This is a genomic window from Tersicoccus sp. Bi-70, from assembly GCF_001968825.1.
GTDB lineage: Bacteria > Actinomycetota > Actinomycetes > Actinomycetales > Micrococcaceae > Tersicoccus.
Map to the genome: position 1 here is coordinate 593,088 of NZ_MIEU01000016.1, position 16,764 is coordinate 609,851.

General features: G+C 72.5%; 15 protein-coding genes. 7 read left to right on the plus strand and 8 right to left on the minus strand.

The window, feature by feature from the left end; genetic code table 11:
* The first annotated feature begins 31 nt into the window (after positions 1–31).
* From BGP79_RS15160 to BGP79_RS15185, 6 genes are all read left to right on the plus strand, one after another.
* Complete coding sequence (locus tag BGP79_RS15160) at positions 32–322, plus strand: hypothetical protein (protein ID WP_143588451.1); 291 nt, start codon at positions 32–34, stop codon at positions 320–322.
* Positions 319–2,646, plus strand: coding sequence for a helicase-associated domain-containing protein (locus BGP79_RS15165; protein ID WP_076696859.1), 2,328 nt, complete (start codon positions 319–321; stop codon positions 2,644–2,646). Before BGP79_RS15160 ends, BGP79_RS15165 begins: the two co-directional genes overlap by 4 nt.
* A 49-nt stretch (positions 2,647–2,695) precedes the next feature.
* A complete protein-coding gene (locus tag BGP79_RS15170) occupies positions 2,696–4,357 on the plus strand; it encodes a DNA repair helicase XPB (protein ID WP_076696861.1) in 1,662 nt (553 codons plus the stop codon).
* A 127-nt stretch (positions 4,358–4,484) separates the two neighbouring features.
* The gene (locus BGP79_RS15175; protein WP_076696863.1) at positions 4,485–5,195 is read left to right on the plus strand and encodes a response regulator transcription factor; all 711 of its coding nucleotides are present in this window, start codon (positions 4,485–4,487) and stop codon (positions 5,193–5,195) included.
* 12 nt (positions 5,196–5,207) lie between these two features.
* Positions 5,208–6,788 (plus strand): cell wall metabolism sensor histidine kinase WalK, encoded by a 1,581-nt coding sequence (locus tag BGP79_RS15180; RefSeq protein ID WP_076696865.1) that lies wholly within the window; start codon positions 5,208–5,210, stop codon positions 6,786–6,788.
* Positions 6,789–6,969: 181 nt separating this feature from the next.
* Positions 6,970–7,263, plus strand: a complete 294-nt coding sequence (locus BGP79_RS15185; RefSeq protein WP_076696867.1) for a WXG100 family type VII secretion target — start codon at positions 6,970–6,972, stop codon at positions 7,261–7,263.
* A gap of 16 nt (positions 7,264–7,279) precedes the next feature.
* Here BGP79_RS15185 and BGP79_RS15190 read toward each other — a convergent pair whose 3' ends face one another.
* The 7 genes from BGP79_RS15190 to BGP79_RS15220 all read right to left on the minus strand — a co-directional run bounded on the left by BGP79_RS15190 (position 7,280) and on the right by BGP79_RS15220 (position 14,185).
* Positions 7,280–8,353 (minus strand): ribonuclease HI family protein, encoded by a 1,074-nt coding sequence (locus BGP79_RS15190; protein WP_076696869.1) that lies wholly within the window; start codon positions 8,351–8,353, stop codon positions 7,280–7,282.
* A gap of 97 nt (positions 8,354–8,450) precedes the next feature.
* Positions 8,451–9,677 (minus strand): cation diffusion facilitator family transporter, encoded by a 1,227-nt coding sequence (locus tag BGP79_RS15195; protein WP_233121587.1) that lies wholly within the window; start codon positions 9,675–9,677, stop codon positions 8,451–8,453.
* Positions 9,674–10,048, minus strand: coding sequence for a metalloregulator ArsR/SmtB family transcription factor (locus BGP79_RS15200; RefSeq protein WP_076696871.1), 375 nt, complete (start codon positions 10,046–10,048; stop codon positions 9,674–9,676). Before BGP79_RS15200 ends, BGP79_RS15195 begins: the two co-directional genes overlap by 4 nt.
* Before the next feature lie 59 nt (positions 10,049–10,107).
* Positions 10,108–10,992 (minus strand): DUF4031 domain-containing protein, encoded by an 885-nt coding sequence (locus BGP79_RS15205; protein ID WP_076696873.1) that lies wholly within the window; start codon positions 10,990–10,992, stop codon positions 10,108–10,110.
* Between the two features lie 221 nt (positions 10,993–11,213).
* Positions 11,214–12,842 (minus strand): chaperonin GroEL, encoded by a 1,629-nt coding sequence (groL, locus tag BGP79_RS15210; RefSeq protein WP_076696875.1) that lies wholly within the window; start codon positions 12,840–12,842, stop codon positions 11,214–11,216.
* 277 nt (positions 12,843–13,119) lie between these two features.
* Positions 13,120–13,806, minus strand: a complete 687-nt coding sequence (locus BGP79_RS15215) for a GNAT family N-acetyltransferase (protein WP_076696877.1) — start codon at positions 13,804–13,806, stop codon at positions 13,120–13,122.
* Between the two features lie 34 nt (positions 13,807–13,840).
* Positions 13,841–14,185: a DUF3263 domain-containing protein gene (locus tag BGP79_RS15220; RefSeq protein ID WP_083701984.1), complete on the minus strand. Its 345-nt coding sequence runs from the start codon at positions 14,183–14,185 to the stop codon at positions 13,841–13,843.
* A gap of 155 nt (positions 14,186–14,340) precedes the next feature.
* Between BGP79_RS15220 and BGP79_RS15225 the strand changes: the two genes are divergently transcribed.
* Complete coding sequence (locus tag BGP79_RS15225) at positions 14,341–15,015, plus strand: uracil-DNA glycosylase (RefSeq protein WP_076696880.1); 675 nt, start codon at positions 14,341–14,343, stop codon at positions 15,013–15,015.
* A gap of 136 nt (positions 15,016–15,151) precedes the next feature.
* Here the strand turns inward: BGP79_RS15225 and BGP79_RS15230 are convergent, their stop codons facing one another.
* On the minus strand, positions 15,152–16,693 hold the full coding sequence (locus BGP79_RS15230; RefSeq protein ID WP_233121589.1) for a threonine/serine exporter ThrE family protein: 1,542 nt from the start codon (positions 16,691–16,693) through the stop codon (positions 15,152–15,154).
* Positions 16,694–16,764: the final 71 nt, after the last annotated feature.

Consider the following 16,764-nt stretch of genomic DNA (forward strand, 5'->3'; position numbering starts at 1 on the left):
ACGGCCGTCGTCCGCTGGTAGCGTTGTCGGCATGTCCTCGCGTCCTTCCGCGCGCGGGACGACGCCGTCCGTGGCCGCCACCGACGCACCGCCCCGACGCAACCGCCCCGCGGTGGCGGTCCTTGCGGCCGTCGTCGCCCTCGTCTCCGTCGCGGCCCTGCTCGCCGTTCTGCTCCTGACGATGACCGGTGCCCACCCGTGGACCGGTCTCTCCTGGATCACCATGATCGGGCTCCCGCTGGCCTTCCTCCTCGGAGTCGCCCTGATGGTCGACGCCGTGCGGAGTCGCCGCACCACCGCCGGGCGGCGCGGCCGCCCGTGAGCGAGGTCGTCGACCTCGCCGCCGACCTCGCGGCGGCCCCCGACAGCGAACTCGTCCAGCTGCTGCAGGCCCGGCCGGATCTGCTGGTCGGCGCCTCGGACGTCGGCGCGCTGGCCGCTCGTGCGCTGTCCCGCCTCTCGCTGCAACGTGCGCTCGAGACGCTGGACCGGCCGCACCTGGGCGTGCTCGAGGCCGCCGTCGTCGTCGCCGAACTCCACGGGCACGCCCCGATCACGGGCACGGACCTCGCCGCGGCCCTGCCGGACCTGCCCGCTGCCGCCCTCACCACTCTGATCACCGACCTGGCCGCGCTGCGGCTGCTCAGGACGCCGGCGACCGACGTCGTCCGGCCCGCCGGCGCGCTCACCGACGCCCTCGGTCACCACCCCGCCGGCCTCGGCCGCAGCCTGGCCCGCCTGCTCGCCGGCTCTCCGAACGCCGTGGTCCTGCGGCAGCGGATGCCGACGGCCCGCAGCGCCGGCGGACCCGGCGCGGTCGACGAGTTCCGCGCCCTGCTCACCACCGCCCCCGACGGCGCCGCCGAGCTGCTGGACCGGTTCCGGCACACGCCGGTCGCCGAACTGCGCAACGCCACCCGCGCCCTGGACACGGGGGACGGGGACACGACGGACCCGGTCGCGTGGCTGCTGCGGCACGGCGTCCTGGTTCCCATCGACGGCGAGCACGTCGAGCTGTCCCGCGAGGCCGGCCTGGCGGCGCGCGGTGGTGCCGTCCACCCGCACCTGCCGGTCGATCCCCCGGCCGGCGACGGCCCGCGGGTGTCCACCGCCGTGCGGGACAACGCCGCGCTCGCCGCGGTCACCGAGTGCCTGCGCCTGCTCACCGTGCTGCACGAGGAGACGTCGCGCCGGCCGCTGGCCACGCTGCGCACCGGCGGCGTGGGCATCCGGGAGCTGCGGCGGGTCGCGCGAGCGCTCGGGGTGGACGAGTCCGCCGCCGGGGTGCTGATCGAGCTCGCCGCCGTCGCCGGCCTGCTCGCGCCCGACGAGGCGCGTCCCGAACACCGGGCGGTGCCGGGGCACCCCTGGCTCGACGCGACCCGCGCGGAGCAGTGGGTACGGCTGGTCGGCGCCTGGCGGACGTCCCGACGGGTGCCCGCCCTCGTCACGGTCCCCCGCGTCGACGGCAGCCTCGTCGCGCCGCTCTCGGCGGAGGCGGGCCGTGCGGATGCGAGCGCCGTCCGCGACCGGCTGCTCACCGCCGTCGCCGAGCTCGCGGCTGCCGAGCCCGGCACCGCGCTCACCGAGTCAACCGTTCGGGAGCGCGTCGCCTGGCGCTGGCCCCGGGCGGCCGCGCGGGCGCTTCCCCTGGTGCTGCCGTTCCTGACCGAGGCCCGCACCCTCGGGCTGACCGGGGCGTCCGCGCTGACCGACGCCGGCGAGCGGATCGCCGCCGGTGACGACGCCGGCGCCACCGCCCGACTCGAGGCCGCGCTCCCGCCGCCCGTGGAGACCGTGCTCCTGCAGGCGGACCTGACCGCCGTCGCCCCCGGAACCCTGAGCCGGGACGCCGCCCGCGCCCTGGCGGGGATGGCGGACCGGGAAGGCCGCGGACCCGCCGAGCAGTACCGTTTCTCGGCCGCCTCGATCCAGCGGGCCCTCGACGCCGGTCAGGACGCCGCCGGCCTCCTCGAACGCCTGCGCCGGCTCAGCCCCGGGCCGCTGCCCCAGCCGCTCGTCTACCTCGTCGAGGACACGGCTGCCCGCAGCGGCCGGGTCCGGCTCGGCGCGGCGGCGGGCTGGGTCAGCGTGAGCGACCCGGTGGAGCTCGACGCGCTGATCGCCCTCGCCGACGGCACGGGCAGGGACCGGTTCCGCCTGCGCCGCCTGGCACCCACCGTCGCGATCAGCGCGCTGACGCCCGAGGCCCTGCACGCCGAGCTCGACCGGGCCGGGGTGCACTCCACCCGCGACGACGCCGTCGTCGAACCCGACGGGACCAACCTCGAGCCGGCCGACGATCGGGAGGACGCCGCCGCCGAGATGGACCTGCTCCCGGCGCCCGACCCCGCTGCCGCGGCCACCGAGGTCGTCGCCGCCCTGCGCCGTCGCGCCGCCGACCCGTCCGCGCCGAGCCGGCCGGACCCCGAGACGGCGACCCTGCTGGACCTGCACCTGATCCGGGCCGCCAGTCGCGACGGCCGGGCACTGACCGTCGTGACCGTCGATGCGACCGGGAATCAGCGGCGCGACGTGCTGGTTCCCCTCTCGGTCAGCGCCGGCCGACTGCGCGCCTTCGACCCCCACCGGGACGCCGAGCGGGTGATCAGCCTGCCCCGCATCGTCGAGGTGCTGCCGGCGTGACCCGTCCCGTCCCGACCTCCACCCCGTCGTCCACCCCGAGGTACCGCCCGTGAGCACCGGCCCCCTGATCGTCCAGAGCGACAAGACCATCCTGCTGGAGGTCGACCACGAACAGGCCGACGAGGCGCGCCACGCCATCGCCCCGTTCGCAGAGCTCGAGCGCGCGCCCGAGCACATGCATACCTATCGGCTCACCCCGATCGGTCTGTGGAACGCCCGGTCCGCGGGCCTGGACGCCGAGCAGGTGCTGGACACCCTGCTGCGCTACTCCCGGTTCCCGGTCCCCCACGCCCTGCTGGTCGACATCGAGGAGACGATGTCGCGGTACGGCCGCGTGGTGCTCGAGCAGGACGAGCAGCACGGCCTGGTGCTGCGCAGCGAGGACTACCCGGTCCTCGAGGAGATCCTGCACGCGCCGAAGATCGAACCGCTGCTCGGCCCGCGGCTCGACGGCGAGACGGTGGTCGTCCACTCGTCGCAGCGGGGCGCGCTCAAGCAGGCGCTGCTGCGGCTGGGCTGGCCGGCCGAGGACCGCGCCGGCTACGTCGACGGCACGCCGCACCTGATCGGGCTGGACGAGGCCGACTGGTCGCTGCGGCCGTACCAGCAGCAGGCGATCGAGAACTTCTGGGCCGGCGGCTCCGGCGTCGTCGTGCTGCCGTGCGGCGCCGGCAAGACGCTGGTCGGGGCGGGGGCCATGGCGGTCGGCTGCACCACGACGCTGATCCTCGTCACCAACACGGTCTCCGCCCGGCAGTGGCGCGCGGAACTGCTCAAGCGCACGACGCTGACCGAGGACGAGATCGGCGAGTACTCCGGAGCCGTCAAGCAGGTCCGGCCCGTCACCATCGCCACCTACCAGGTGCTGACGGTCAAGCGCGGTGGGCTCTACCCGAATCTCGAGCTCGTGAACGAGAACGACTGGGGGCTGATCATCTACGACGAGGTGCACCTGCTCCCGGCCCCCATCTTCAAGCTGACCGCCGACCTGCAGGCCCGGCGCCGGCTCGGGCTGACCGCCACCCTGGTGCGGGAGGACGGCCGCGAGGGCGAGGTTTTCTCCCTGATCGGGCCGAAGCGGTACGACGCCCCGTGGAAGGACATCGAGTCCCAGGGGTACATCGCCCCGGCCGTCTGCGTGGAGGTCCGCGTCGACCTGCCCCGGGACGAGCGGATGGCCTACGCGATGGCCGACGACGCCGACAAGTACCGCCTCGGTGCCACCAGCGACACCAAGCTCGACGTCGTCGAGGCGATCACGCGGCACCACGCCGGGGAACAGACCCTGGTGATCGGCCAGTACCTGGACCAGCTGGACGAGCTCGGTGAGCGGCTCGGCGCCCCGGTGATCAAGGGCACCACGTCGGTGGCGGTGCGGCAGCGCCTGTTCGACGCGTTCCGCGCGGGCGAGCAGCAGATCCTCGTCGTGTCCAAGGTCGCCAACTTCTCCCTCGACCTGCCCGAGGCGACCGTCGCCGTCCAGGTCTCCGGGTCCTTCGGGTCGCGGCAGGAGGAGGCGCAACGACTCGGCCGGCTGCTGCGACCCAAACCGGACGGGCGGGCGGCGCACTTCTACACCGTCGTCGCGCGGGACACCCTCGACCAGGAGTACGCCGCCCGTCGGCAGCGCTTCCTCGCCGAGCAGGGCTACTCGTACGAGATCGTCGACGCCGGCGACGTGCCGACCGACCGTGAGGACACCGGGGCCTGACGCGACGCCACGGGCTCCCGCCGGGTCGACAGCCTGGACAGTGCTCGCGGGTCGGACGCCCCGCGCCCACAGCTGGCTCGCCATCGTCGCTCAGGCGACTCACAGCGAAAACCGAGAGAATCATGGTGTGAAAAGCTCTCAGCCCGAAGCCCGTCTCCTCGTCGTCGACGACGAGCCCAACATCCGTGAGCTGCTGTCGACGTCGCTGCGGTTCGCCGGCTTCGACGTGGTGGCCGCCGGCAACGGGCGCGACGCCCTGACCGCCGCGGAGACGCACAACCCGGACCTCGTCGTCCTCGACGTGATGCTCCCGGACATGGACGGGTTCACCGTCACCCGCAAACTGCGCGCCTCCGGCCGCCACTGCCCCGTGCTGTTCCTGACGGCTCGCGACGACACGGAGGACAAGGTCACCGGCCTGACCGTGGGCGGCGACGACTACGTCACCAAGCCGTTCAGCCTCGACGAGGTCGTCGCCCGCATCCGCGCGGTGCTGCGCCGCACCCAGCCGATGCTCGACGACGAGGCGATCATCCGCGTCGACGACCTGGAGCTGGACGACGACGCCCACGAGGTGCGCCGTGGCGGGGAGGTCATCGAGCTCTCGCCCACCGAGTTCAAGCTGCTGCGCTACCTCATGCTCAACCCCAACCGGGTGCTGTCCAAGGCGCAGATCCTCGACCACGTGTGGGAGTACGACTTCAACGGCGACGCGTCGATCGTCGAGTCCTACATCTCCTACCTGCGCCGCAAGATCGACCGCAACCCGGACGTGCCGGCCCTGATCCAGACCAAGCGGGGCGTCGGCTACCTCCTGCGCACCGCCGACCGGCGGTAGGGCGGCCGCTCGGTGCTGAACCGGTGGAAGAACGCGTCGCTGCGCTCGCAGCTGGTCGCGATGACGTCCGTGCTGATCGCGATCGTCATCGCGCTGCTCGGCACGCTGACCGTCTCCACCCTGAAGAACACGCTCGTGCAGCGGGCGGACTCCGACCTGCTCAACTATGTGACGCCGATGTCGGTGTACCTGTACCAGGTCAAGCAGGGCACGGCCGAGCCGACGTTCAACCAGCTGGTGTTCAGTCGCTTCTACGGGCTGCAGATGGACGCGGACGGCAACACCGTCACCCGGACCTCCCGCACCTCGGCGACGGCGGACGTGCCGCAGATCCCCCGGATGACGCTCGACCGGGTGCGCAGCACCGGTGACGGGTTCAACGTGCCGGGCTCGACGCCGGGCAGTCCGGGGTGGCGCGTTCTGGTGCGAGCCCTGCAGGCGGGCAACGGCTCGGTGGCCATCGCGACCCCCCTGAACGAGGTCAACGAGGTGGTGGAGTCGGCCGCCTGGCTGATCCTGCTGCTCGGCGTCGCCCTCGTCACCCTGTCCTCGGCGGTCGCCTACCTCGCCGTGACCCGCGCCTTCCGGCCGCTCATCAAGGTCGAGCGGACGGCCGCCGCGATCGCCGCGGGCGACCTCTCCCGACGCCTCGAACCGGCCAGTCCGCAGACCGAGATGGGACGCCTGAGCCGGTCGCTGAACGCGATGCTCGCCCACATCGAGACGGCCTTCGCCGCGCAGAAGGCCTCCGAGTCGAAGATGCGCCGGTTCGTCTCCGACGCCTCCCACGAACTGCGCACGCCGCTCGTGACGATCCGCGGCTTCTCCGAGTTCTACCGCCACGGCGGTCTGCGCACCGAGGAGGAGGTCGGCACCGCGATGGGCCGCATCGAGAGCGAGGCGACCCGGATGAGCGAGCTGGTCGAGGACCTGCTCGTTCTCGCCCGCATCGACGACGCCCGGCCCGCCCGCCAGCGGCCCCTCGACCTGCTGCTGCTCGGCAACGACGCCGCCGTCGACGCGCGGGTGAACGCCCCGGGCCGCCGGGTCACCGTGACCGGGCTGGACGGCGGCGCGCCGCGCAACGCCCCGGTGCTCGGCGACGAGAGCCGGCTGCGCCAGGTCGTGGGCAACCTGATGACCAACGTCCTGCGGTACACGCCGGAGGGCTCGCCCATCGACATCGCCGTCGGCACCGCCGAGCCGGTCGGCGGCGCGGTGGAGTCGGTGATCGAGATCCGCGACCACGGCCCCGGCATCTCCGACGCCGACGCCGCCCGCGTCTTCGAACGGTTCTTCCGCGCCGACACCTCCCGCACCCGCGAGACCGGCGGCAGCGGGCTCGGCCTGGCCATCGTGGCCGCGATCGTCGCCCAGCACGACGGGTCGGTGCGCCTGTCCGAGACCGACGGCGGCGGGGCCACATTCAGCGTGCGGCTGCCGTTCTCGGCGCACGACCTCGCCGAGGAGACCCCCGCGCCGGACCCCGCCGACGCAGCAGCCGACGACGACGTTTCTCCGGAGCCGTCCGGCAGCACCGCGACGTCGGCGACCGGACGACTGCGCCGCGCCCTTCGCCGCGGCGGGCGCTGACGCATCTCGGAGCCACCACCGGCGGCTCACCCGACGCCTGCTCCTGGTGGCGGGGCTTCTTCCTCCCCAGGCGGCCCTGAGCTCCTCGCCGTCCACACCCGCTCGCCCATCCGGCCCGGGTGAACCGGTCCGTCCCTACGCTGGCGCCAACATCCCCAGCACAGGAGAGGACGGGATCACGATGGCAGTGTTCACCGTGGACAGCGCGGCCCTGCAGGCGAACAGCGCGGCGGTTCGAGGGACGGTCGAGCGGATCCGGGCGGAGGTCGCCACCATGCACGCCGGCCTGCAGGCCCTCGAGGGCTCGTGGACCGGTCAGGCCGCGGCCCTGTTCCAGGGCGTGGTGGCGCAGTGGCGGACCACCGAGGCGACGGTGGAGTCCTCGCTCGAGTCGATCACGGCTGCCCTGGACGCGGCGGCTGCCGGTTATGAGGAGGCCGAGGCCCGCAACGCGGCGCTGTTCCACGCGGGGTGACGGCCGGCCGCGCCCGTCAGCTGGTGGGGGTGCCCTGGTGGAAGCGGAGGCGCCACTGCTGGCCGTCGCGCACCCACCAGGAACTGCGCACGGCCGACTGTCCGTCGCGGGTGCTCCGCCAGACCAGCAGGATCGTCGTCGGATCGATCCGGTCGACCTGGACCTGCTCGAACTGGACGGCACCGGTCTCGCCGTTGCTGACGAGGTCGATGGTGGAGTCGCGGTCCCACAGCCGCCCGGAGGCGCCGACCTCGAGGAAGTCCGGGTGGAGCAGAGCCGCGAGCCGGGCCACGTCGGCACGCACCTGCGGGTCGAGGAGTTCCTGCTCGTACTGAGCGACGAGTTCCTCGTCCTCGAGCCGAGCGATGTCGGTGTCGTCGGCGAGCACGGAGAACAGGTCGGGCTCGAGTTCGTCGCCGGCGACAGGGTTGGCGAGGGTGCCCGAACGGTCCTCGCGGTCACGAACGGCCGTCGTCGACGCCGCGGCAGCGACGGGCGCGCCGGTCCTGCTCGACGCGGTGCTGGTCGACGCGGTGCTGGTCGACGCGGTGCTGGTCGACGCGGTGCTGGCGGAAGCGCTAGCGGCAGGTGCCGTGGCGGTCGCCAGTGCGGCACCGGCCGCACCGGGCACGCGGAAACCGGGCCCGGCGTCCACGGGCAGGGACCGGGAGTAGGCCGTGGCCGCCGCCCGCGCCCTGTCGTCGGCCGCTTCGTTGAGGTCGTGACCGGCGTGCCCCTTGACCCAGTCGAAGGCGACGTCGCGCCCGGCGATGGCGGTGTCGATGCGCTTGAGCAGGTCGACGTTCAGCACGGGCTTGCCGTCGGCCTTGCGCCACCCCTTCCGCTTCCAGCCCGGCATCCACTTGGTGACGCAGTTGATCACGTACTGCGAGTCGCACAGGATCTGCAGCCGCTCGGTCACGCCGGCCGTGGCCTCGAGCAGGTCCAGCACCGCCATCAGCTCGCCCATGTTGTTGGTGCCGTGGGGCCAGCCGCCGGCCGCCCAGCAGGTCTCGTCCACGTACCAGGCCCACCCGGCCGGCCCTGGATTGCCGAGGGCAGAACCGTCGGCGGCAGCAATGATCGTCATGGTTTCCATCCTGACAGAGCGCACCGACGTTTCCGGTCGGCCCGCTCTCCGCCGCCTGCCGGCGATCGCCTCTCGACGCGAGAGCGGTGCGACCCGTTCAGCTGCCGATCGACGGGGTGGCCGGCAGCGCGCTGCCCGCCGTCGGCGGTACCGGGCGGACAGTGAAACCGTCGACGCCCGGCAGCCCGTCGATCAGCGCCTGCTCGGCCTCGGCGGCGATCGCGGCCGCGTCGACCAGCCGTTCGGCATCGACCCGGATCACGGCATCGCCGACGATCCGGTGGCCGATCCACCGGACCCGGACCTGCTCGACGCCGAGCACACCCGGCGTTCCGGTCAGGGCGCGCTCCGCACGATCCACCAGCGCGGGGTCGACGCCGTCCAGGAGGCGGGCGCCCACGTTCCGAGTGGTCCCCCACAACAGGACGAGGATCGCCACGGCGATGAGGATCCCGATGATCGGATCCGCGAGGGGGAAGCCGAGCCAGATGCCGGCGGCGCCGAGGACGACGGCGAGGGAGGTGAATCCGTCCGTGCGGGCATGCACCCCGTCGGCGACCAGGGCGGCCGACCCGATCCTGCGCCCGACCCGGATGCGATAGATGGCCACCGCCTCGTTACCGAGGAAACCGACCACGCCCGCGACCGCCAGCCACCCGAGGTGGTGGACGGGTTGCGGATTCGTCAGGCGCTCGACGGACTGCCACACCGCGACGACCGCCGACAGGGCGACGACGACGAGGATGAACAGGCCCGCGAGATCCTCGGCGCGGCCGTACCCGTACGTGTAGCGGCGAGTGGCCGGCCGCCGCGCGAGTGCGAACGCGACCCACAGCGGGACGGCGGTCAGGGCGTCGGAGAGGTTGTGCACGGTGTCCGCCAGCAGCGCCACCGAGCCGGTGCGCAGGAGGATCACGAACTGGACAGCGGTGGTCGCGAGCAGCGCCACCATGCTGACCTTCAGAGCGCGGACACCCGCCCGGGACGCGGTGAGGGCGTCGTCGATGGAGTCGGCCGCGTCGTGCGAGTGCGGCACGACGAGCTCGTACAGGAAGCCGCGGATGCCGCCCCCGTGCGGATGGTCGTGGTCATGGCCGTGCGCGTGACCGTGGTCGTGGTCGTGGTCGTGGTCGTGGTCGTCGACGTTGTGCCCGTGGACGTGGCCGTGTGCGTGACCGCCCGCGTGATCATGGCCGTGTGCGTGACCGCCCGCGTGGCCGTGGTCGTCGTGGTTGTGGTCGTCGGTGTGATCGTGCTCGTCGTGCACGTGCGCTTCGCCCTCCGTGCCGGCCGATGCGCCACGGGAACGGGGTGCGCTGGTCACGAGGCGTCCGCCGCGTCGGCCTCGGCGTGATGGTGGCGCGGGGTGCCGCCGAGCGAGTGCTCGGCCTGGAAGATCGCGTCCGTCACCAGCTGACGCGCGTGCTCGTTCTCGAGCCGGTAGAACACGCGGGTCCCGTCCTGGCGGGTCCCGACGATGCGGGCGAGCCGGAGCTTCGCCAGGTGCTGCGACACCGCCGAGGGGGACTTGCCGACCAGCTCGGCGAGCCGATTGACGCTCAGTTCGCCGGCGTCACGCAGCGCCAGCACGATCCGCACCCGGGTGGCGTCCGCGAGCATCGCGAACACCTCCACGGCCAGCTCGACATAGTCGCTGTCGGGATGGCGACCGCATCGTGCGCTATCTGCATTCATACGCAGATTCTAAGGCAATTGCACACCGCCCCGTGCCCCGGTCCGGGAGGGGCCGGTGCTCAGCGCGCGAGTTCGGCGGTGAGGTTCCCCCGTGCGGCCTCGTTCCAGCGCTCCGCCCCGGTGCGCGTGCGGAAGAGGGGGTCGAGGGCGAGCAGCTGCTCGACGACGGCGCGGCGCCCGGTGGCGAAGGCGTCGTCGGTCAGGTGGACGTAGTCGGCGCGGACGTCGGTCAGGTAGGTCCGGTAGCCGGCCTCGTCCCGTCCGAGGACGGCGAGGTCGGCGTCGCACAGCACCCGCCCCGCGGGGTCGTCGTCGGCCGGCGCGTGGCCCGCCGTCAACCGGACCAGCCGCGCGACCTCGGCCGTCTCGTCCGCGTCCACGCCGGCGGTGGTCAGCGTCTGCTCCGCCAGCTCCGCCGACCGCTCCTCGTCCTGCCCCGCCACCCCTCGGTAGACCACGTCGTGGAACCAGGCGGCCAGCCACACCGCGCGCGGCCGCGGGCCGAAGTCCTCGCCGCCGTACTCGAGGGCGCCGAGGGCGTTGAGGCAGGCGAGCAGGTGCCGGACGTCGTGGTAGTGCCGGTGCGGCTCGCTCCAGCGGCCGAGCAGGTCCTCCCCGAGCCGGCGCTGCCCGGGCATCAGCACGCTCCACCGGTGCCGCAGGACGAGCGCCACCCGGCGGGGCCGGTCGACGGCGCGGATCCGCAGCCCGCTCGCGATCAGACGGCGCGTGAGCTCGCTGCCCTCGACGGGCACCGCGCCGAGCGCGACGGCCCGGTCGTGCAGCCGGGCCGGGACGTCGTAGTGGTCGCCGTCGAAGGCCCGTTCGCTCAGGCCCAGTCGTCGGGCCGCGGCGTGGAGTTCGGTCAGGTCGGCGTCGGAGACCAGGTGGGAGAACTCGGTCCCGTGGGCCGGCCACCGGGGCGGATCGATCAACACCGTCATCCCGCCGAGTCTAGGCGTGGGCGACGGCGCTCCGGGCCGCCCCGAGAGCCCCGTCTTTGCCCCAGCTCGTCAATAGATGTTCACCGGAGACCGATTCCGAGCGGGATGGAACACGTATTGACGAGCTGGCGATGTCCGGGAACGACGGAACCCCCGGACCGTGCGGTCCGGGGGTTCCGTTCAGGTGCTGCGAGAGCAGCGGCAGCGGTGAGCCTGTCGGCTCAGAAGCCGCCCATGCCGCCCATCTCGTCGGCGCCGGGGCCGGCCGGGGCGGCCTTCTCCGGCTTGTCGGCCACGACGGCCTCCGTGGTGAGGAACAGGCCCGCGATCGACGCGGCGTTCTGCAGCGCGGAGCGGGTCACCTTGACCGGGTCGTTGACGCCGGCGGCCAGCAGGTCCTCGTACTCGCCGGTCGCGGCGTTCAGGCCGTGACCGGAGGGCAGGGTGGCGACCTTGGCGGCCACGACACCGGGCTCCTCGCCCGCGTTGAAGGCGATCTGCTTCAGCGGGGCCGAGATGGCGACCTTGACGATGTTGGCGCCGGTGGCCTCGTCACCCTCGAGGGTGAGGTTGGCGAACGCCTTCTCGCCGGCCTGGATGAGGGCGACGCCACCACCGGCGACGATCCCCTCCTCCACGGCGGCCTTCGCGTTGCGCACGGCATCCTCGATGCGGTGCTTGCGCTCCTTCAGCTCCACCTCGGTGGCGGCACCGGCCTTGATCACCGCGACACCGCCGGCGAGCTTCGCCAGACGCTCCTGCAGCTTCTCGCGGTCGTAGTCGGAGTCGGAGTTCTCGATCTCGGCACGGATCTGCTTGACCCGGCCGGCGATCGCCTCGGCGTCACCGGCACCCTCGACGATCGTGGTCTCGTCCTTCGTGACGACGACCTTGCGGGCGCGGCCCAGCAGGTCGACGGTCGCGTTCTCGAGCTTGAGGCCGACCTCCTCGGCGATGACCTGGCCACCGGTGAGGGTGGCGATGTCGGCCAGCTGCGCCTTGCGGCGGTCGCCGAAGCCCGGGGCCTTGACGGCGACGGACTTGAAGGTGCCGCGGATCTTGTTGACGACGAGCGTGGCCAGGGCCTCGCCCTCGACGTCCTCGGCGATGATCAGCAGCGGCTTGCCGGACTGCATGACCTTCTCGAGGAGGGACACGAGGTCCTTCACGTTGGCGATCTTCGAGTTGACGATGAGGATGTAGGGATCCTCGAGGACGGCCTCCTGGCGGTCCGAGTCGGTCACGAAGTAGCCGGAGATGTAGCCCTTGTCGAAGCGCATGCCCTCGGTGAGCTCGAGCTCGAGGCCGAAGGTGTTGGACTCCTCGACGGTGATGACGCCTTCCTTGCCCACCTTGTCGAGGGCCTCGGCGATCAGGTCACCGATCTGGGTGTCGCCCGCGGAGATGGACGCGGTGGCCGCGATCTGCTCCTTGGTCTCGACCTCCTTGGCGGTGGCCAGCAGCTCGGCGGTGACCGCGTCGACGGCCTTCTCGATGCCGCGCTTCAGGGACAGCGGGTCCGCACCGGCCGCGACGTTGCGCAGGCCTTCCTTGACCAGCGCCTGGGCGAGCACGGTGGCCGTGGTGGTGCCGTCACCGGCGACGTCGTCGGTCTTCTTGGCGACCTCCTTGACGAGCTCCGCGCCGATCTTCTCGTAGGGATCCTCGAGCTCGATCTCCTTGGCGATGGACACACCGTCGTTGGTGATCGTGGGGGCGCCCCACTTCTTCTCCAGCACGACGTTGCGGCCACGGGGGCCGAGGGTGACCTTGACCGCGTCAGCAAGGGTGTTCAGACCCCGCTCGAGGCCGCGGCGGGCCTCTTCGTCAAAACTGATGATCTTTGCCATCTGGCTGTCGTCCCTCCCGGACAGTGGTGACTGTCGAGTCGATAGATGAACGTGGCCGCCCCGATGCCCGCGACGGACGATCCCTCGAGCCGCACCATCGAAGTGCGCCCCGCCTGATCTCACCGCGGCAGCCGTTGCCCGATCCTCCGACGACGCCGCCCCGGCGGACCGGTGCTGGCAGTCGACGCGATCGAGTGCTAACTCCATCATTAGCACTCGGCATGGGTGAGTGCAAGCGCCCGGAGGCGCTCGCGCGCGGGTTTCGCCGAGGGCGGCATCAGCCGCGCCGGGCGGCCTCCCACTCCTCGCGCAGCACCCCGAACACGACGGCGTCGTGGAGCACGCCCTCGACCAGCCGCGCCTTCCGGAACCGGGCCTCCTCGCGGTAGCCGAGCTTCGGGCCGATCCGGCACATGCCGACGTTGCCGCTCCAGGTGGCGTAGTCCAGCCGGCCGACGGTCGTCGTCGCGAAGAGGTAGTCGGTCCACCGGCTCATCGCCTCGGTGCCGTACCCGCCGCCCCAGTGATCGGGCGGGTAGATGCCGATGCCGATCCGGATCCACGGCAGGGCATACGTGCCCGTGCCCGGGGGCACGTCGTCCGGCCGGTTGCCCTTCTCCTCGTGGTACCAGGACACCTGGCCGACGAAGGCGCCGGTCCCGGTGTCGATGATGGGCAGGGAGAGCCGCGGGGTCGGCCAGTCGTTCGCGTCGACCCGCTCGTGCAGCCACCGGCAGTAGCCCGCGGCGCCGTCGGCGGTCCACCGCTCGAAGTAGGGGGCGTCGGTGCGCTGCCACGCGTGGACGCCGCCCTCCGGGGGCGGAGTGATCCAGGTCAGGAGGGCGTCGACGTCGGCGTGGGTCCAGTCCCGCAGGACCACCTTGGCGCCCCGCAACTCGACGGACTCGGGCAGGTCGACGGGCTCGCGCCGTTCGACGGGCCGTGTGTCGACGGGCTCGTTCATCGTGCGGTCCGGGTCCTCGACGGCCGGGCGTCGCTCAGGCCGAGCCGCCGAGCCGGCGCTCCGTGCGGGCGCGCTGCCGGGTGGCGCGCTGGCGACGCAGTCGCTTGACCAGCATGGGATCGTGGACGAGGGCCGCCTCGGTGTCGATCAGGGCGTTGAGGATCTGGTAGTAGTGCGTCGCGGAGAGGTCGAACGTCTCGCGGATGACCTGCTCCTTGGCGCCGGCGTACTTCCACCACTGGCGTTCCAGGGTGAGCATCGCGGCGTCGCGCTGGGACAGCCCCGGGTGGGCACCGTCGGGCGACGTGTCGTCTCCGGGAGCACGGTTCTCGAGGGCATGGCTGTCGAGAGTGTGGTTCCGCAGCTCGTCGGCGCTCATCGCTTCCCTTCTCTCCCGGCGTCTCGTCCCGGGCATGACCACGCCCGGGCTGACTCCCCCAGCGTACCGGCGAATCACACCGGTGTCATTCACTCGATCCGGGCCGGAAGTGGCGTGAACCGAGGCCCGGGAGCGAGCACCGGCACAATGGGGTCATGCCGAAACCGCTCACCGACCTCGTCGCACCGGACTGGGCCGAGGCCCTCGCCCCGGTCGAGTCCACCGTGCACGCCATGGGCGACTTCCTCCGCGAGGAGGTGGCCGCGGGCCGGGGTTATCTGCCCGCCGGCGACCGTGTGCTGCGCGCCTTCGAACAGCCACTCGCCGACGTCCGGGTGCTGATCGTCGGGCAGGACCCGTACCCGACGCCGGGCCATCCCGTCGGCCTGTCGTTCGCGGTGGAGCGGGACGTCCGTCCGGTGCCGCGCAGCCTGGCCAACATCTACCGGGAACTGCACGACGACCTCGGCCAGGCGCCCGCCGGGCACGGGGACCTCAGCGCCTGGAACCGGCAGGGCATCATGCTGCTGAACCGGGTGCTGACGGTGCGGCCCGGCGCGGCCGGATCCCACCGCGGCAAGGGCTGGGAGGCGGTCACCGAGGCCGCCATCCGCGCTCTCGTCGCCCGGGAGACGCCGCTGGTGGCGATCCTGTGGGGCCGGGACGCGCAGAATCTCGCCCCGCTGCTGGGCGACACCCCGCAGATCGCCTCGGCCCACCCGAGCCCGCTGTCGGCCTCGCGCGGCTTCTTCGGGTCGCGACCGTTCTCGCGCAGCAACGCGATGCTGGCCGAGCTGGGCGCGCCCGAGGTGGACTGGTCGCTGTCCTGAGCGGTGCGCCGCTGACGCGGTCGTCGGGCGGCTGGCTCTAACGGATCGGTGGCGTCTCAGGGAGTGGTGTCGCCGCTGGGCTGTTGGCCGTCCGCGTGCGCGGCGAGATGGTCGCTGACCCTCCGCACGGACCGGCTCAGCGGCGGCGGTTGCGCCGTCGTCGTTCGCCCGGACCCTTCGCGAAGGGCCGGGCCAGGTTGTCCCCGAGCACCACCCCCGCGGCGAGGGCGAGGATCACCGTCATCGCGTAGAACAGCGTCGTAGCGCCGTTCCCGAGATCCGAGCCCTCGATGGAGATGCCGTACACGGCCTGGAAGATGCTCATCCCGGGGAACATGAACATGATGGACGGGATCGCGATCACGGCGGACGGGGCGTGCATCCGCAGCGCGACGATCCGGGCGGCCATCCCGATGAAGACGCTCGCGGCGGCCGGTGCGAGCCGCTGCCCGAGGCCGGTCCAGCCGGCGACGACCATCACGAGGTAGGCGGCCGCGGTGACGCCCGCGGTCGGCAGCAGCAGCTCCGGCCGGGTCTGCAGGACGATCGCGATGAGCACCGCGGAGACGGCCGAGAGGATCACCATCGCGGGCCACGGCGGGCTGTTGATCGCCCCCGTGACGTCGATGTCCAGGCGCGGCACCCCGAGGTTGACGCCGATCACGAGGGAGATGGCGATGCCCGCGGCGATCGCGGCGAACACGAGCATGGCGGAGAGGTAGCGGCCGGCGGCGCTGACGGGGAACCCGTTCACGGCGTCCTGGGTCGCGGAGACGAGCCGCATCGTCGGTAGCAGCAGGATCAGCCCACCGGCGATCACCAGCCCCTGCGCCACCGGCACCTGGGCGACGCCGGCGAGCTGGGCGAGGCCGGCGATGATCGCCGACGACGCCGCCACGGTGAAGAACTCCGGGATGCGCCACGCGCCGAGGCGCTGCTGCACGAGAGTGACCAGCACCGTGGAGACGAACGAGAGCAGGCAGGCGACCAGGCCGCCGCCGAGGAACAGGACGATGGTCGTGGTGAAGCCCGCGGACGCGAGCCGGACGGCCCAGCGCGGGAAGGGCTTGTGCCGAGAGGTGATCTCCTCCATCCGGATGGCGGCGGTCTCCCGGTCCAGATCGCCGACGATGATGTCGGAGACCAGCAGGTGGAGGTCGGCGAGGGCCGCGTAGTTGTCGGACCAGGAGCGCACGACCCGCAGCACCGTGATCGGCGTGATGTAGGGGCCCGCGTAGTTGATCGTCACGGACTGGTTGTTGATGTCGACGTCGACGTTGCGCAGCCCGAAGGAGGCGGTGACGGCGATGACGCTGGTCTCCACCTCGAGCGCACCGGCGCCGTACCGGAAGAGGGACTCGGCCAGCTCGAGAGAGAAGTCCAGCGTCTTCCGCGCACTGTCCTCGACCGCGTCGACGCGGATGGTGGGGTTGGCGTACGGGCTGCCGGCCAGCCGTTCGACCAGGCTCATCGGCGCCGTCGGCGGAGCGTCACCCTGGATCAGCCGGCGCAGCACCCGCTTGGCCGCGTAGTTCGATCGCGACTGGGCGGAGCCGGGCATCGTGACCGGTCGGGTCGCGGGCCCGGTCTTGACGGCCATGATGCGCGGGTTCCGCCGGGTCGGCGGGTCCCGGCGCTCGATCCGACGGGTCTGCCCGGTGGGCTGATTCGCTGACACCTCGTCCTCTCCCGCGGGCGCGTGGCCTGCGGTGCTCCCCTGCGGCGTTCCCCCTGGGGCGCTGCGCCGCA

What these genes read in the sequence shown, in the direction of transcription:
- BGP79_RS15160 (WP_143588451.1), top strand. Translation starts at nt 32, where the DNA reads ATGTCCTCGCGTCCTTCCGCGCGCGGGACGACGCCGTCCGTGGCCGCC.
- BGP79_RS15185 (WP_076696867.1), top strand. Translation starts at nt 6,970, where the DNA reads ATGGCAGTGTTCACCGTGGACAGCGCGGCCCTGCAGGCGAACAGCGCG.
- BGP79_RS15190 (WP_076696869.1), bottom strand. Translation starts at nt 8,353, where the DNA reads ATGACGATCATTGCTGCCGCCGACGGTTCTGCCCTCGGCAATCCAGGG.
- BGP79_RS15200 (WP_076696871.1), bottom strand. Translation starts at nt 10,048, where the DNA reads ATGAATGCAGATAGCGCACGATGCGGTCGCCATCCCGACAGCGACTAT.
- BGP79_RS15205 (WP_076696873.1), bottom strand. Translation starts at nt 10,992, where the DNA reads ATGACGGTGTTGATCGATCCGCCCCGGTGGCCGGCCCACGGGACCGAG.
- groL (WP_076696875.1), bottom strand. Translation starts at nt 12,842, where the DNA reads ATGGCAAAGATCATCAGTTTTGACGAAGAGGCCCGCCGCGGCCTCGAG.
- BGP79_RS15215 (WP_076696877.1), bottom strand. Translation starts at nt 13,806, where the DNA reads ATGAACGAGCCCGTCGACACACGGCCCGTCGAACGGCGCGAGCCCGTC.
- BGP79_RS15220 (WP_083701984.1), bottom strand. Translation starts at nt 14,185, where the DNA reads ATGAGCGCCGACGAGCTGCGGAACCACACTCTCGACAGCCATGCCCTC.
- BGP79_RS15225 (WP_076696880.1), top strand. Translation starts at nt 14,341, where the DNA reads ATGCCGAAACCGCTCACCGACCTCGTCGCACCGGACTGGGCCGAGGCC.